Raw genomic sequence first — 16285 nt, forward strand, 5'->3', positions numbered from 1 at the left:
CGCAGGAGTTTGGACAGGGTACGCCCGCTCAGGATCCGAAGGTGCCTCCGGCTGACCGGCGCACCCCAGATGCCCTTCGCGCTGAACGGGAAAGCCATGCCCAAACCCCCTGACCGACGGGCTCTTTTCGAGCCGCGCGCGGTGTCGATCGTCCCGTGCCGTGTTCGTCGCAGACGCGCCTTAATGGATCGGCACGTCTCCCGCAGTCTCGTCACCCGGCTCCGGCGCAAGGTCTGACGGCATGTCGTTCGATGGCGGAGGGGCGGTCGGCGCGCTGCCGACTCGCTCGGCGGTCGGCGCGAAGTTCTGCAGCGACTGCAGATGCAGGTAGATCAGCTCGAGCTCGTCGGCGTGCATTAGAAGCGCGAGCTTGTCAGCCGACAGGGCCTTCAATCGCTCGCGGTTGACGGTCATAAAGCCCGTCAGAGTTGTCTTCTGCCCCGACCGGAGGGTCAGCTCCGCCTGCATTGATTCGAGCAGGCCGAATTCCTCCAGGCGCTTCGTGAAGGCTTTGGTGTGCTGGAACTGCACCTGATAGGCCTGGAGGAAGCCGAGCACGCTCCGCAGGTACTGCGTCTGATGCCCGTCGCTGTCGAAGAGGCGCTCGCCGCGGCCTTCGGCGTTGAAGCCGTCGAAGTGCTCGTCGATGCACAGAGTGAAGTTGTCCCCGGCATCGTTGCTCGAGAACACGAACGGGTAGCGGCGCAGGAAGGCTGGAACGTACTTTCCCGTCCAGCCGCCGTCTTCGGCGACCTGAAGGTTCTCGTTGTCACGGACGCCGAGCAGGGCGACGGGGATGATCTCGTCCCCCTGTCCGCCGAACACGATCGCATACTCGGAGGCGGCGAACGGGAATTCCGCGACCATAAGCGGAACGGAGTTCACATCGCGGGCGAAGTTGTACTTGCCATTCAGCTTCACCGACCAATCGGCGTGACGCTGGCGCGATAAGGCCGTCGCACGCTCGTAGATCAACAACTGTTTAGCCATACCAAACTCTTCCCCCACACGCCGTCGGATATGCGGCCAAATCGATGTCTTTTTTGGGGTGAACAACGTACCCGCACCGAAACATCGATTAAGAGTGTACGGAAATAGACAAAGCCTGCAGAGGCGGGTCGATTCCGACGCGATGTTTGGCGCAGGCGACCGCCGTCATTGAAGAAGCCCACCCGTTCCATTGTACTAGTCAAATGCCGGCCGTTGCGTCAATGGGTGCGACAAGCAGGATCGGCCGCAGGTCTTGAAATGGCGTGGGAATGCGACGGTGAGACAATTTTATCAGCGCTGAGGAACGCGCGCCGGACGCCGACCGCCTCGAGACGCCGCCGGCCCCCGGTGATCGTCGGGGACGAGCTCAGGCCACTGTCGCCGAACCTGCCTGCGGCGTCGAAGATCGCGGTGCGATCGGCCGCAGCACGTCGTCCTCGAAGCCGTACTTCTGGATGTAGGCCGTGTTGAGGCCGAGGCATTCTCGTGCCGCACAGCGGTCGCGGTAGACGCATTGATGGAAGCCGTTGCGCGCGAACTCGGCCCAGAAGGCGGGGTCCGTATGCAGCTCGGGCTGCCCGTTGGCCAAGGTCGGGCCGTCGCTGCCGAGCAGGCACTCGGGAAAGTTCTTGACTTCCACCGCGCGGCCGAGGGCGCGGGCATCGGCAATCGCCCGGCGCAGGTAGGGGAGGATCTCCCGGTTCGAGGCGACGAGGTTCTTGTCGTCGCTCTCGCGCATCGGGAAGTAGACCCAGAACTCCATCTGCGTCAGGCGGCGGAGATGGGCAAGGCGTGCCACCACCTCGGGAAGCTGGCGGAAGCTGCGCGTCGTCACGACGGTGTTGGTGATGATCGACACCCCGGCGGTCCCGTCGAGGATTTCCAAGCCGCGCAGCGTGCGCGCGAAGGAGCCCGGCACCGTCGTGATCGCGTCGTGCGTCGCCGCGTCCGCGCCGGCGACGCTGATGAAGTACTCGTCGATGCCCGACCGCACCAAGGCCGCCGTGAAGTCCGGCTGCGACAGCCCCATCCCGTGGCTCTGGATCCGGACGTGGCGGAACCCGGAGGCGCGGGCACGGCGGGCGAGGATCGTGAGATCGCGCAGGAGGGTGATCTCGGAGCCGGTCAGGATCAGCCCGCGCCACTTGCGCGTCCGGGCGTTCAGGTCGAGCAGCGCGTCGAAGCGGTCCCGGGATTCCGGCATCAGCCGGTCCATCGTCTTCTCGATCATGCAGTGGACGCAGCGCAGATTACATCTGAACTCCATCGTGACCGAGACGTAGGCGCCGTTCTCGTAGAGTGCCATGCAGACCGCTTCTCAGACTTCGGCTACAAGATGCCGTAATATGCGCTCTTCACCACGCAAATTCTGCCGTCAATCACAGCATAGTCGATCCCGACATCGAACAGAAGATGATCGAGCCGGGCGCGGTTGTCCGTCACGAAGCGGCGGGTCGCTTCGGGATAGTCGAGCCGTTCGAGGAAGGCGATGAACTGCCCGATGCTGATGCGGGAAAAATAGACCCCGTCGTTGAGGGTCTTGTTCGCGACGACGATCGTCCCGCAGCGCGCCAGTGACGGCCACAGGATCTCGTCCAGATCAAGGCTCGGAAGGTCGAGATGGGCGGAGGTGGCGACCTTCGCGCAGATCGCCTGCCGTTCGCGGGCCGCGTCGAAGAAGAAGTAGAAGTTGTCGAGCCGCATGGCATCGGCGGTCATCGTATAGGCGATGCCCGACGAGACCGTGCTGCCCGGATTGCCGACGTAGAGGTTCAGCGCATCGATCGCACGCGCGCCGCAGGCGAGCGCGTCGTCGAGGTCGAGGGAGAACATGAAGTAGGGGCGCAGGCTTGGGTCCGTGAGCGGGGACCGCGCATGGGGTGCCAGGATCGCTAGCACGCGCGCCACCGAGACCTGGCGTGCGAGGCGGGCATAGTCGTAGAAGTAGTATTCCCAACTGAAGGCGTCGCCGATCCGCTTGACCCCCCACACGGTCCTGAACGGCCCGAGGCCAGTCCGCAATGTCCGGCTCATCGCCGCGAGCCGGGGATCGGCGCCGGCGGTGCGGAAGGCGTGCCACAGCAGGCTGGCCGAACGCAGCTTGCCCGCGGCGGGAGCCGGCGGCCGATAGTCCCACAAGCAGTAGTCGCGCGCGGGGTCGCCGGGCGCGGCGAATTCGAGATCGGCCGCCTCGCCGGTCACGGCGTACCTCCGTAATAGACGGTCACGAAGTCGCGTCCGTCCCGTCCGATGCCCCCGGCGATGTGGCCGAGCTTTGCCAAGGCGAGGCTCGGAAACGCCGCGCTGGCCTCGCGGGCCACGGCCAGTGCCGCGGCGGCCTCGGCGAGCCGGGCCGCGCAGGACCCGACGGTCAGGCCGCTCTCGTAGAGGTTGAGATCGAACGAGCGGCGTGGGTTGCCGGCCTCGCCCACTTCGAGCAGCATCGGCGCCGGTAAGCCCGCGAGGTCGCCGAGGATGCCGCGGCCGAGGGTGGCGGCCGGTCCGCCGGGGGCGTCGGGGAACATCCCGGCGATCCGCGCTGCGATCGCGGGGGCAGAGCGGGCGCCCGGCCAGCGGTAATCCGCGATGCTGAACGTCGGCGGGTTGGCAGGGTCCCACTTCACGGCGCGATGGACGAGGACCGGCTCACAGGTTCCATTGAAGGCGCGGCGAGCCGCCCCGGAGAATTCGAGGTAGAGCTTGTAGACGCAGCCCTCGCGGCCGCGCTCGTAGCCGAGATGGACGGCATCCGCATCAGGCATGCGGTCGGCGAGCGCCATCCAACCGGCCGGCGCGAGCCTCAAAGCTACGGCCGCCTGTTCGAGGCTGGTCCCGTGCCCCAGGTCCGGCACGGACAGGCTCACTAGGAAACGGTCGGCCAGGAGCGCGCCCGGCGTCAACTTGATGGAGCGTTCCGTCCGGATCGGCACGGCCAAGGTCCGGACGACCTCCAGCAGGTGCCGGGCCTCGGCCTGGCGCGGGGGCGTCACGGGTTGGCGTTGATCGCCGCGATCAGGGCGCGGTGCGACGGCAGGGACGCCGCCATCGCGCGGTTCTGTTCGCGGATCTGCCGCAGGACAGGAACGATCGGCTGCAGCGGCGTGAAGTCCACCCGCGCGGTCGGCCGGCGCGGCAGCCGTCCGTTGCCGGCGAGGATGAAGTGATGGTTCGTCTCGGAGAAGATGTCGCTGTGGGTCAGGTGCATCCGCCCGTCCATCTCGTAGGCGTCGAGGCTGTCCTGAAGCGTATCCGGGATGGCGACGCTCCGGGCGTCCCGCCAGAACGGCTCGACGCGGTCGGTCAGGACGTAGTGCAGCACGATGAAGTCGCGCACCTCTTCGTACAGCGCCTGCATCCGCCGGTTGTAGGCGGCTCGCAGGAGGTCGTCGCGATCGCCCGCGGGGAAATTGTCCACGAGGAGTTCCAGCGCGCGCTGGATCAGGTGGATGCCGGTCGATTCCAGGGGCTCGACGAACCCGGAGGCGAGGCCGACCGCGACGCAGTTGCGGACCCAGCCGTTGCCTCGCCGGCCGATCCGCATTTTGAGGTGACGCGGGTCGGCGGAGCGGGCGCGCCTGAGGTCGGCGCGGTCGATCAGCGCCTGCGCGGCTTGGTCGGGGCTCGCATGCTGGCTCGAATAGACGTAGCCGTTGCCGGTGCGCGTGGAGAGTGGGATCTGCCACATCCAGCCGGCGTCGAGGGCGGTGGAGCGCGTGTAGGGCAGCGGGTCGTCCTCCCGCGGCAGCGGCATCACCACGGCGCGGTCGCACAGGAGATACCGCCCCCAATCGATCCAGGGGTCGCCCAGGGTCTCCTCGATCAGCAGGCCGCGGAAGCCCGTGCAATCGATGAACAGGTCGCCCGCCAGTTCCCGGCCGCCGCCGATGTCGATCGCGGCGATGTCGCCCCAGGGATCGCGCCGAACCGCCCGGACCTCGCCGAACAGGTGACGCACACCCTCGGCGGTGGCCACCTCCTTGAGGAACTGCGCGAAGGCGCCCGCGTCGAGGTGGAAGGCATAGGTGCCGGTGCGCATGATCGGCGAATCGGCGCCGTGCTGGCGCGGCCCCTTGGCCTCGTCGGCCAGCAGCGATTGGAGCGAGTAGTCGGTGTAGGCTTCGGTCGCCTGCCCTTCGATCCGATGCTTCATCCAGAAGTGGAACAGGTCGAGGCCGTTGATGCTTCCGCAGATGCCGAACGGATGGAAATAGCGGTGCCCGTGGCCGAACCAGTCGGTGAAGGCGATGCCGAGCTTGTAGGTAGCGGCGCAGCGCCGCATGAACACGTCTTCGTCGAAGTCCATCGCGCGGAGGAAGCGTACCAGCGACGGGATCGTGGCCTCGCCGACGCCGATCGTGCCGATGTCGGGAGACTCGACCAGCGTGATCTGCCAGCCCTTCCGAACGAGGAAGCGGTTGAGGTAGGAGGCCGCCATCCATCCAGCCGTGCCGCCTCCGACGATCACGAGGTTCCTGCGCGGCGTCTGAGTCATCGGTTCGGTCGTTCCTGCGGAAAGCGGCGGCGGATTTCCGACGCGACGAGATCGGCCAGAATGGGCGCCGCGGTCAATCCATCGACCGACAGGTCGGCCTCCGGTGCGATCCGCTCCTCCTGCTGCAGGTAGGCGTCGTGCACGAAATCTGTGTAGTGCCCGAGATACGTATCGAGCCAATCTGCGAGCCGCTCGAAATCGCGCCGCCCCGGCGCAGTGCGCACGGCGGCGACGACGCGACGGACCTTGCGTGCGAGCGCGAGGTCGAGCGGCAGAGCGATCCAGACCATCAGGTCAACGAGACCCTCGGTCGCCGGATGCGCCCGTCCGACCAGCGTGTCGAGCACCACGAACGGGGTTTGCGCCGACGCCTGCGAGCGGCGGCGCAGGAGTTCCTCGCGCAATCCCGGAACCGGGATCTCGGAGATCGGAGCCCCACGGCCGAGCCAGGCCTTGATCTCTCCGGGGGGGCTCGCGGTGATGCGCTCGTGATCATCGTAGCTGACGACCGGCGCGCCGCCGAGACGTTGGGCGAGCGCGCGGGCGAGGGTCGACTTGCCGCTTCCGGGAGGTCCTGAGACGGCGACGATCCGGGGCGGTTCGAACCTCATCGCTTGCGTCCCGAGATCAGGTGGAACGGCATGTCGAGCTTCACCGTCTCGACGGCGATGTCGGTCAGACCGTGCGCCGCCATCGTCTCGACGTACAGCGCCGCGTCGCGGAAGAAGTGTAGGAACACGAGATTGCCGGTCGCAGCGTAGTCGAGCGGGCCATCGAGCGGCATCGGCGCGCGCTCGAAGATCACGAGCCGCCCCCCTGGGACGAGCGCGGCGACGGCGGCGGCGAGGAGGCTGCGCGCCTCGGCATCCGGCCAGTCGTGAAGCACGGACTTGAACGTCGCGAGATCGTGCCCGTTGGGCAGGCGGTCGCGGCGCATGTCGCAGGGCACGAAGCGCACCCGTGCGCCTTCCGGTCGCCCGGCGAGGTGCTCGCGCCCGAGCGCGCAGACCACCGGCAGATCTACGACCGTCGCACGCAGGTCCGGCGCCCGCCGGCAAGCGCGGGCCGCGAACTCGCCGCTGTTGCCGCCGAGGTCGAGCATCCGGCGGTGACCGGCGAGGTCGACCCGCTCGAGGCAGGGAGCTGCCTCGTAGCGCGTCAGCGCCGTGGTGTAGCCGACCCAGTCCCGCGTTGCGGCGAGGTTCTCCGGGGTCGCGACCAGCGCTCGGTCGTAGCGGAACAGCCCGAACGTCCGCGAGCGCGCCATAAAGGCCGGAAGATCCGTGACGAAGGCCGGGAACGACGCGCGCAAATCGTCGGCGACCGCGGCGCAGAAGGCGAGCTTGGCCGAGAGCAGGTCCCGCAGCGGCAGGATCGCGCGGAAGGACGGCGTCAGGGCCAGCCCCTCCCCGACGACCCCGCCCGCGCGCAGCAGCGCGAACAGCAGCTCGGACCCCTTCGCTGAGAGCCCGGCATCCGCAGGGGTGCCCACGCCTGCGGCGAGGCGATCGATCAGTCCCGCCTCGAGCGCGAACCGCAACGCGCAGGCCTCGAGATCGCGGCGCATGAAGCGGTCCACGGCGACGAGGCCGGCGCCGTCGGGATCGTTGGTCGGATCATCTGTCATGCGGCGATGGACGACGGCGGCAAGCCGAGACGGATCTGAAGGCTGCAACGTATCGGCGGAGGCGAAGACATACTCAGCGGCGCCGTAAAACGTTAGGGGAAGCACTCAGGACTTGCAATGTTGTGCCTTGCGTCGCTACCACCTTCGGCTAAGAAAGTCCGTGGAGATGGTCTGCCGGACATGCCGAGACGCCTTGCGACGAGAGCTTGATCTTATTTTCGCCGACATCCCCATGCCTCCGAAACGTGAAGTGTATCAGGGTTGAACAATGAGTAGCGGAAGCCACACCGACTCAGAACGTTTGCCGGATGCCAAGTCGATCGAGTGGATCGAGCGCGAGATGGCGACCCATTTCGCGAATGTGGTCAACGTTCAGGGCACGCGTGAGCAGATCGATTTGTTCTTCGGCACGAACCGCACCTGGAACGTCACGGACACGTCCGGCGTCGCTGTCGATCTCTCCAACCGCATCATCCTGACGCCGCTCGCCGCCAAGCGGTTGTGGTCGGTGCTTGGGGGGGTCCTCCGCGAGTTCGAGGGACGCCACGGCGCCCTCGACGTCGAGAGCTGATTCGCTCGCTCGATCCGAGGTCCAGGGTTCCATGACAGAGGCGGGGTTGAGCAACAGAGCCTCCGGCGATCTCGGCGACCACCCGCGCCCACCAGCCCCGACGCAGGGCGCGGCCAAACGTCTGGCGTTGCTCGAATCGGCCCTGTGGCAGCAGCTCCAGGGCGCGCGCACGCTGGTGGAGACGGCGCGGTCCTGGCTCGCCTTCCAGGGCCGGATGCTCCCCGCGGCGAGCCGTGGTCTCGTTCTCGTCACCGAATCGACCGGCGGCCTAACTCTGCTCGCGGCATGGCCTGAGGGGGGCGATCGCGGCGCGACGGACCCGCTGCGCGATGCAGCCGAGCGTGCCTTGCGCGAAGGCCGGCCCGTCGTTCAGGAGAACGACCATGTCGGGCCGGGCGCGGACAGCCGCATCGCCGTCCCGATCGCGATGGACGGAGCGCCCTTCGCGGTGGCGTGCCTCGCGCTCACCACAACCGACCGCGACGAATTGCGGGCGGCGATCCGGCAGGTGCAGTGGGGTGCCCCCTGGCTCACCGACCGCGCCCGCGAGGAGCGCGGCGCTAGCGAAAGCCGGCTCCTCGCGCGTTCGCGGGCGGCGTTCGACCTGCTCGCCTCCGTGCTCGAACAGGCGCGCTTCAAGGCCGCCTGCATGGCCGCGGTGACGGACCTGGCGATCGCCTTCGGCGGCCTTCGCGCCGGCATCGGCTTCACCCGGCGCGGGAGCGTGCGGGTGGTGGCAATCTCCCATTCCGCCCAGTTCGGGCAGCAGATGAACCTTGTGCGGAAGCTCTCCGCCTGCATGGACGAGGCGCTCGACCAGCGTACGACCATCCTGTTTCCCTCCCCCCCGGGCGATGCCTTCGCCACGACCGCCCACGCCGAGCTAGCCCGGCTCCAGCACGGCGGCCAGGTGCTGACGGTGCCGCTTCTCGTGGTGGATCGGTTCGTCGGTGCGATCACGATCGAGCGGCCAAGCGACGCTCCCTTCACGCCCGAGACGGTGGAACTCGTGGCCGCCACCTGCGCGGCGATCGCGCCCGTCCTCGACGAGAAGCGCCAGAACGATCGCTTCATCGGCACCAAAGTGTTCGAAGCCGTCGCGGGCGGCTTCGGGAAGCTCGTCGGCCACGGCCATCTCGGGCTGAAGCTCTGGCTCGGCCTCGCGCTGGCCGCCGCCGCAATCCTCTCGATCGCGACGGGCCCGTACCGCGTGACGGCCGAGGCGCGGATCGAAGGCTTGGTGCGCCGGGCCGTCGTGGTCTCCTTCGACGGCTTCCTGAAGGAGGCGCCGGCGCGGGCGGGCGACACGGTCCGGCGCGGGGCGCTGCTTGCGGCGATGGAGGACCGCGACCTCGCCCTCGAGCGGCTGCGATGGGTCACGGAGCGGCAGCAGCGCGTCTATGAATACGACAAGGCGCTGGCCGGCCGGCAGCCCGCGACCATCAATGTGGTCAAGAGCCAGATCGACCAGGCCGAGGCGCAGATCAAGCTGATCGACGAACAGCTCTCTCGCACCAAGCTCTTCGCGCCCTTCGACGGCCTCGTGGTCTCGGGCGACCTCAGCCAGCAGATCGGCGGCTCCGTCAGCCGCGGACAGGTGCTCTACGAGATCGCCCCGCTCGACGATTACCGGGTGGTGATCTTCGTCGACGAACGCCTGATCGCCGACGTCAAGGTCGGCCAGACCGGCCAGATGCTGGCCTCGTCCCTGCCCAACGAGCCCTACCCGCTGACAATCGACAAGATCACCCCCGTGGCCGAGATCAAGAGCGGGCGGAACATGTTCCGCGTCGAGGGGCACATCCGGGCGCGATCGACCCGCCTGCGGCCGGGCATGGAGGGCTTGGCCAAGATCGACATCGACAACCGCCTCTACGCCGCGACCTACGCGCGTCCGATCCTCGACTGGGCGCGCATCCTCGTCTGGCACTGGCAACCGTGAGGGGTTGAGGCGTGGCGCATTCGCTGTTCAGCTCGTCCTGGTATCGCGTCGCGAATCTGAGGCCGCGCCTGCGCGGACACGCGCAGATCCACCGCCAGCGCTTTCGCGGCGAGGTCTGGTACGTGCTGCAGGACCACCAGAGCGGCCGCTTCCACCGGCTTTCGCCGGCGGCCAACCTGATGATCTGCCTGATGGACGGGCGGCGGAGCCTGCAGGAGATTTGGGACCTCCTCGGGCGCCGCAAGAGCATCGAGCCGCCAACCCAGGACGAGACCATCCGGCTCCTCGCGCAGCTTCACGGCTCCGACCTGCTGCAGGGGTCGCTCCCCCCCGACTTTGACGAGCTCGCCGAGCGCTCGGCGACCGCCGATCGCCGGACGATCCTGGCGCATGTGCGCAACCCCCTCGCCTTGCGGATGCCGCTGTTCGACCCGGACGCCGCCCTCGACCGACTCGCACCCCTGTTCCGTCCCCTGTTCTCGGGGGTCGGCCTCGCGGCGTGGCTTGCCCTTGTCGCGGCGGGTGTCGTGATCACAGCGCTGAACTGGGCCGAGCTCACCGGCGACGTCTCGACACAGCTTCTCACGGCGCAAAACGTCTCGCTGGTGTTCTGCCTCTACCCGATCATCAAGGGCCTGCACGAGCTCGGGCATGCCTGTGCCGCCAAGGCCTGGGGCTGCGAGGTCCACGAGTTCGGGATGATGCTGATCGTGTTCATACCGGCACCCTACGTCGATGCGTCCGGCGCGGCCTCCTTCTCGAGCAAGTGGCGCCGGATCGTGGTCTCCAGTGCTGGCATCATCGTCGAGCTCGCCCTCGCATCGGCCGCCGCCATCGTCTGGGTCCAAGCGGAACCGGGGCTCGTGCGGGCGGCAGCCTTCAACGTGATGGTGATCGCCAGCGTCTCGACGCTGCTCTTCAACGGCAACCCACTGCTGCGCTTCGACGGCTACTACATCCTGGCGGACCTCCTAGAGATCCCCAATCTCGCCTCCCGCGCCAACCGCTACGTTTTCTATCTCATCCAGCGCCACGTGTTCGGCGTCACCGCCGCGGATAGCCCGGTGACCGGGGCCGGCGAGGCGCCGTGGCTGCTGTTCTACGCGATCGGCTCCTTCCTCTACCGGACCGCCGTCTCGCTCGCGATCGCCGCCGTGGTGGCGACGCAGTTCTTCGTCTTCGGCGTCCTTGTCGCGATCTGGTCGGTGTCCAGCATCGTGGTGGTGCCCCTGGCCAGGGGCGTCGCCTACCTCGCGTCGAGTCCGCAGCTCCACAACCACCGCGCCCGCGCCGTGCGCGTCAGCGCAGCGGCGGCGGCGGCCTGCCTCGCGGTGGTGTTCGCGCTGCCGCTGCCCTACGCCACGGTTGATGAAGGCGTCGTCTGGGTGCCCGATCACGCTCAGCTCCGCGCCAAGACCGACGGCGTGATAACTCGCTTCGTCGCCGCGCCGGACAACGACGCGTCAGCGGGCGACCTGCTGCTCGCCATGGAGGACCCGACCCTCGACGCGCGGGTCGCAGTGCTGGAGGCCCAGCTCACCGAGACGCGGCTGCGCTACGACGCGGTTCGGGTGAGCGACCGCACGCAGGCCCAGATCCTGCTAGAACAGATCCGCAGCAGCGAGACGACCCTTGGCGTCTTCCGTCAGCGCAAGGCCGACCTCGTCCTACGGGCGGAGCAAGCCGGTCGGTTCATCGTGCCGGGCGCCGTCGACCTGCCGGGCCGATTCCTGAAGCGGGGCGAGAAGGTCGGCTACGTCCTTGGCGCCGACGATCCCGTGATCCGCGTGGTGGTGCCGCAATCGGAGGTCGACCTCGTCCGCAGCCGCACCGTCGCCGTTGCCGCGCGCTTCGCCGAGGCCCCCGCCATCGTGCACGTCGCCGAGATCCTGCGCGAGGTGCCGAGCGCGCAGCAGGAGGTGCCGAGCCTCGCGCTGACCACCCAAGGCGGGGGAACGATCGCCGTCGACAACGGGAACCCGCAGAAGCCGCAGGCCCTGCAGAGCCTGTTCGTGTTCGACGTCCGCATCCCCGGGGGCATCCCGTTCAACGCCCTCGGCGAGCGAGTCTACGTCCGCTTCGATCTCGGTTCGGAGCCGATCGCCTGGCGCGTCCTGCGGAGCGTGCGTCAGACCTTCCTGAGCCAGTTCCGTGTCTGAGGCCGCCCGCCCGCCCGCCGGCGCGCTCGCGCGGCCGATCCTCTACCCCGAGCGCGCGATCCGACCGGACGGACGCCTGGAGCGCATCGCCGCACGCCTCCAGGGGCGCGTGCGCGCCCACCTGACCCGCGTGCAGGGGCGGCGCTATGCGCGGGTCGCAGCCGAGGCCGAGGCGCTTGCGCCGAGCCTCGCCGGCCTCGACCGCACAGCCCTGGACGTGCGGGTCGCAGCCGTGGCAGCGGCCTTGCGCGTGACCGGGCGCTTCGAGGGCGCGGTCCTGGCCGAGGCCTTCGCTCTGATCCGTGAGATGTCGGGGCGGGTGACGGGGCAGCGCCACTATAGCGTCCAGCTCATGGGTGCGGCGGCCCTCATCGACGGGCGCATCGCCGAGATGGCCACCGGGGAGGGCAAGACGCTTACGGCGACGCTCGCGGCGGGCACGGCGGCGCTGGGCGGACTGGCCGTGCACGTGGTGACGGTGAATGACTACCTCGCCGAGCGTGACGCCGGGATGATGCGTCCACTCTACGCCGCGCTCGGCCTGACCGTGGGGGTGGTCAAGAGCGGTCAGGAGCAGCCGGAGCGGGCGGCAGCCTATGCCTGCGACATCACTTACTGCACCAACAAAGATCTCGCTTTCGACTATCTGCGGGACCGGATCGCGCTGGGACAACGCGCTACCAACCTGCGATTGAAGCTCGAAAGCCTGCATGCGGCCCGCTCCCGCTTGATGACGCTGCGCCTGCGCGGGCTGGATTTCGCAATCGTCGACGAAGCCGACAGCGTGCTCATTGACGAGGCCCGCACGCCGCTGATCATTTCGGGTCAGGCCGAATCGCAGTTCCGTCCGGAGACGATCGCCCTCGCGCTTGCCCTGGCAGCCAAACTTGTCGAGAGCCGGGATTTTGTGATCGACATCACGGAACGGCGCATCCTGCTGACCGCCGCCGGCGTCGTAGCGGTGAAGGCCGCAGCCGCCGAGGTCCTGGCGGAGCCGGGCGGCGGCGCGTTCCGCAACCCGATCACCTGCGAGGAACTGGTGCGTCAAGCATTGAGCGCGCGGCACCTGTTCCTGCGCGACGAGCACTACCTCGTCCGCGACGGTAAGGTCCAGATTATCGACCACTACACCGGTCGCGTCATGCCGGATCGGGCCTGGAGCGACGGCCTGCATCAGATGATCGAGTACAAAGAAGACTGTAGTCTGTCGGGCGCGCGCACGACGATCGCGCGCATTACCTACCAACGCTTCTTCCGCCGCTACCGCCGGCTCGCAGGCATGACGGGAACGACCCGCGGCGTCGCCGCCGAATTTTGGTCCGTCTACGGCCTCGCCGTCGCCCGAATCCCCACGCATCGGTCGCTTCGGCGGCTGTCCCTGGCAGATGCCGTGCTGCCGGACCAGGAAACCAAGTGGCGCCGCGCCGTCGAGCGGATACGCACGCTCCACGAGAAGGGTTGCCCCGTCCTCGTCGGGACGCGCTCGGTCGTGGCCTCGGCGGTGGCGAGCCGGCACCTCGCGGAGGCCGGGCTCACCCACACGGTGCTGAGCGCGGCACAGGACGGCGAAGAAGCCCGGATCGTCTCGGAAGCGGGCTTGCGGGGGCGGATCACGGTGGCGACGAACATGGCCGGGCGCGGAACCGACATCAAGCTTGGAGCGGGCGTCGCGGACGTGGGCGGCCTGCACGTAATCATGGTGGAGCGCCACGACGCCCGACGGATCGACGACCAACTCGCGGGCCGAAGCGGACGCCAGGGCGAGCCGGGCTGCTTCCAGGCGATCCTCTCGCTCGACGACCCGCTTCTCGACGGGGGCCTGCTCTCACGCGGCATGGCGCGGCGGATGATGCCGCTGTTCGGCCGCCATGCCCAAACTTTCGGCCGCCTGCTCCTGCGCCACGCGCAGGCGCGGGCCGAACGGCTGCACGCCCGCATGCGTGCCGATCTCCTGCGGTCCGATCAGATGCAGGACCGCATCCTGGCCTTCGCCGGCCATTCTGAGTGAGGACGCGATGATACCCTCGATCAAGTCCCGGACACGGTCCGGGGTCCTGCGGACAGGCCTCGCAGCCGTCGCGGCGCTCCTCTCGGCGACCGCGGCCGGGGCGGGGGGCGTCACCGTGGATTGTGTCATCGAGCCCGCCCAGAAGCTGAAGATCGGCAGCGCCACCCTGGGCATCCTCAAGGACGTCCTAGTCAATCGCGGCGACACGGTCGCGGAGGGGCAGGTCGTCGCCCGGCTCGACACTAGCGTCGAGGAGGCCAACGTCGCCTTGTCCAAGGCGCAGGCGGAATCCTCGGCCAACGTCGAGGCCCAGCGCACACGGGTCGACATGTACCGCCGCCGCAACGAGCGTCAGAGCCAGCTCGGCAAGGGCATCGTCACCCAGGAGAAGCTCGATCAGGTCGAGGCCGACTTTGAGATCGGCAAGCGCGACCTGCAGACCGAAACACTCAAGCACAACCTCGCCGAGATCGAGCTGAAGCGGGCGCAGGCGCAGCTCGATCTGCGCATCATCCGGAGCCCGATCAGCGGCCTTGTTACCGAGCGCTTGATGTCGGCAGGCGAGTTCGTGCGCCAGGACAGCGGAATCTACACCCTCGTGCAGCTCGATCCGCTCTACGTCGAGGCGTATGTCGGCGTCGAACGCTGGAACGAGCTGCGCATTGGGTCGGTGGGAATTGTACATCTCGAGAAGCCCCTCGGGGGAAGCTACGAGGCGCGGGTGACCGTCGTTGATCACGTCTTCGATGCGGCCAGCGGTACCTTCGGTATCCGCCTGGAACTGCCCAATCCGGGAAACCGTCTTCCAGGCGGCCAGCGCTGCAAGCTCAACTTGCCGACACCGTTCCCCGAAGGCCCGGTGGCGGAGGCCTTGCCCCCCGAATAGGTGACGCTTGTTCCCGCTCGAGTGCCAGCCGGCTCGCCTCGTCCGATAACATCCGCCGCCGCGTGACGTAACGGCATGCGCCCGAGCCCGGGCGCCAACCAGACGCGCTCGCCATCTCTACGCGCCACGCTCCCGAGCCCGATTAACGACGCGCAACCGGCGAGGCCAGCCGGAGATTGCGCCGTCGAGGCCGTCTGTGAGGCTCAACAGGAAACAGCGCGCGATCGCCCCGAGGGTCCGATACAGAAAGGCCCTCCGATCGGCATCGTCTCCGATCAGATGCGCATGCGACATTCAAGGAACCCTTTGAAGGCTCAAATCCCGCTTGATGCTGAAGAGGACGGCGACTTCCGATCCTAGGACTCGGCCGGATCGCCGTTGCTCCGGGCAGGCTTACATCACCCGCCAAAGACCCTTGAGCGTCGACGCCGGCTCGGCATGGGCGGCACTTCCCAGAAGGAGCACGGCGAGAGTCAGGGAGATCGTACGCACTCCGGCACGATAGCTCGCCGGATGCGGTTGTCGAGACCGCACATCCCGTCCGTTTAGCGTCGGACCCGAACACGTTCCGCATCGGCCGGATGCGGGTGGCCTGCTGGGCACAGCGCACCGATCATCCCTGGAAGGAACAGAGCGGCGGCAGAAACGTCTAGAACTAATTTCACTGTTGTTGGGGAGTTATTGGGGGAAGCACTGCCCAAAACCCCAATTGCTCGCCGTAACGCGTTGTAAACAATGGTGGGCGGTGAGGGACTCGAACCCCCGACCCTCTCCGTGTAAAGGAGACGCTCTACCAACTGAGCTAACCGCCCGCGCCCGCGTGGTACGGCATGCCGCGGCACCGAGGCAAGGCCGAGGCGCGCGGCGCCCCCCTACGCGCCGGCCAGGAGTTGCGCCAGGGCCGGGGACAGGCCGGCGCTGTCGATCGCCGGGCGGTCGGGCGGCGTGGGGCCGGGTCGGGCCGCGGCGGCGAGGACCGCGCGGGTGCCGGCCTCCACCGAGCACAGGACGGGTACCGGAACCGCGGGCTGGATGCGCTCGGCGAGGCCCGCCAAGCCGGCGCCGCCGAGGATCACCGTGTCGGCCCCGTCCTCGTCGGCGCAGGCGCGGCAGGCGGCGATCAGGTCGGCCAGGGCCGCGTCCGGGTCGCGGTGGATCTCGCCGCCGGTGGCGTTCGTCGTGCGGAGGCCGGCGAGCCGGTCCGAGAGGCCGAGGAGCGCGACGAACTCGCTCAGCATCGGCCGCCACGCCGTCCCCCCGGTGACGATGGCGAAGCGCCCGGCCGAGGCCGCCTCGCGGCAGGCGGCCTCGGCCATGCCGACGACCGGGACGGGGGCGATCTCGCGCAGCGCCAGCAGGCCGGGATCGCCGAAGCAGGCGAGGTAGACCGCATCGCATCCGGCCCCGTGCTCGGCGAAGGCGTCGAGCGCGGCGTGGCCGGCGATCGCCGCGGCGCTCCGGCTGGCGATGTAGCGGGCCCCGAAGCGGCCGGTCGCCAGCACGATCGTGGCGGCGGCCCCCGCGATCCGGCGGACATGCGCGGCGACGCGCTCGGTCACGGCCTCGGTGGTGTTGGGATTGATCACCAGGATGCGCATGGGCGGCCTTTC

At 68.4% G+C, this 16285-nt stretch carries 13 protein-coding genes and 1 tRNA gene; 5 read left to right on the forward strand and 9 right to left on the reverse strand.

Annotation, left to right across the window (positions count from 1 at the left end; genetic code table 11):
• Positions 1-180 precede the first annotated feature (180 nt).
• The 7 genes from MKK55_RS05305 to MKK55_RS05335 all read right to left on the reverse strand — a co-directional run bounded on the left by MKK55_RS05305 (position 181) and on the right by MKK55_RS05335 (position 7109).
• Positions 181-990, reverse strand: a complete 810-nt coding sequence (locus MKK55_RS05305) for a SapC family protein (RefSeq protein WP_243933619.1) — start codon at positions 988-990, stop codon at positions 181-183.
• A 367-nt stretch (positions 991-1357) separates the two neighbouring features.
• Positions 1358-2296 carry a radical SAM protein gene (locus MKK55_RS05310; RefSeq protein WP_243933621.1) on the reverse strand — a complete coding sequence of 313 codons (939 nt, stop codon included), beginning with the start codon at positions 2294-2296 and terminating at the stop codon, positions 1358-1360.
• Between the two features lie 23 nt (positions 2297-2319).
• The gene (locus MKK55_RS05315; RefSeq protein WP_243933623.1) at positions 2320-3192 is read right to left on the reverse strand and encodes a hypothetical protein; all 873 of its coding nucleotides are present in this window, start codon (positions 3190-3192) and stop codon (positions 2320-2322) included.
• Complete coding sequence (locus MKK55_RS05320; protein WP_243933626.1) at positions 3189-3980, reverse strand: hypothetical protein; 792 nt, start codon at positions 3978-3980, stop codon at positions 3189-3191. Before MKK55_RS05320 ends, MKK55_RS05315 begins: the two co-directional genes overlap by 4 nt.
• On the reverse strand, positions 3977-5482 hold the full coding sequence (locus MKK55_RS05325; protein WP_243933628.1) for a tryptophan halogenase family protein: 1506 nt from the start codon (positions 5480-5482) through the stop codon (positions 3977-3979). Before MKK55_RS05325 ends, MKK55_RS05320 begins: the two co-directional genes overlap by 4 nt.
• Positions 5479-6093, reverse strand: coding sequence for an AAA family ATPase (locus tag MKK55_RS05330; RefSeq protein ID WP_243933630.1), 615 nt, complete (start codon positions 6091-6093; stop codon positions 5479-5481). Before MKK55_RS05330 ends, MKK55_RS05325 begins: the two co-directional genes overlap by 4 nt.
• Entirely contained in the window at positions 6090-7109 is a 1020-nt protein-coding gene (locus MKK55_RS05335) for a methyltransferase (protein WP_243933632.1), read from the reverse strand. The genes MKK55_RS05330 and MKK55_RS05335 overlap by 4 nt, the downstream gene beginning before the upstream one ends.
• Positions 7110-7410: 301 nt before the next feature.
• On the opposite strand from MKK55_RS05335, the gene MKK55_RS05340 reads away from it, so the two are divergent.
• The 5 genes from MKK55_RS05340 to MKK55_RS05360 are packed head-to-tail and all read left to right on the forward strand — an operon-like array spanning position 7411 to position 14675.
• A complete protein-coding gene (locus MKK55_RS05340; protein WP_243933634.1) occupies positions 7411-7680 on the forward strand; it encodes a DUF3467 domain-containing protein in 270 nt (89 codons plus the stop codon).
• Positions 7681-7726: 46 nt separating this feature from the next.
• Positions 7727-9622 carry an HlyD family efflux transporter periplasmic adaptor subunit gene (locus MKK55_RS05345; protein WP_243933636.1) on the forward strand — a complete coding sequence of 632 codons (1896 nt, stop codon included), beginning with the start codon at positions 7727-7729 and terminating at the stop codon, positions 9620-9622.
• A gap of 11 nt (positions 9623-9633) precedes the next feature.
• Positions 9634-11781 carry a site-2 protease family protein gene (locus tag MKK55_RS05350; protein WP_243933638.1) on the forward strand — a complete coding sequence of 716 codons (2148 nt, stop codon included), beginning with the start codon at positions 9634-9636 and terminating at the stop codon, positions 11779-11781.
• Complete coding sequence (locus MKK55_RS05355; protein WP_243933640.1) at positions 11774-13789, forward strand: prepilin peptidase; 2016 nt, start codon at positions 11774-11776, stop codon at positions 13787-13789. The genes MKK55_RS05350 and MKK55_RS05355 overlap by 8 nt, the downstream gene beginning before the upstream one ends.
• Before the next feature lie 7 nt (positions 13790-13796).
• Positions 13797-14675, forward strand: coding sequence for an efflux RND transporter periplasmic adaptor subunit (locus MKK55_RS05360; RefSeq protein WP_243933642.1), 879 nt, complete (start codon positions 13797-13799; stop codon positions 14673-14675).
• Between the two features lie 736 nt (positions 14676-15411).
• On the opposite strand, the gene MKK55_RS05365 is transcribed toward MKK55_RS05360, so the two are convergent.
• Both MKK55_RS05365 and MKK55_RS05370 read right to left on the reverse strand, forming a co-directional pair.
• Positions 15412-15487, reverse strand: a tRNA-Val gene (locus MKK55_RS05365).
• A 60-nt stretch (positions 15488-15547) separates the two neighbouring features.
• Positions 15548-16273 (reverse strand): aspartate/glutamate racemase family protein, encoded by a 726-nt coding sequence (locus MKK55_RS05370; protein WP_243933643.1) that lies wholly within the window; start codon positions 16271-16273, stop codon positions 15548-15550.
• Positions 16274-16285: the final 12 nt, after the last annotated feature.

The sequence above is a fragment of the Methylobacterium sp. J-059 genome (assembly GCF_022829485.1).
GTDB lineage: Bacteria > Pseudomonadota > Alphaproteobacteria > Rhizobiales > Beijerinckiaceae > Methylobacterium.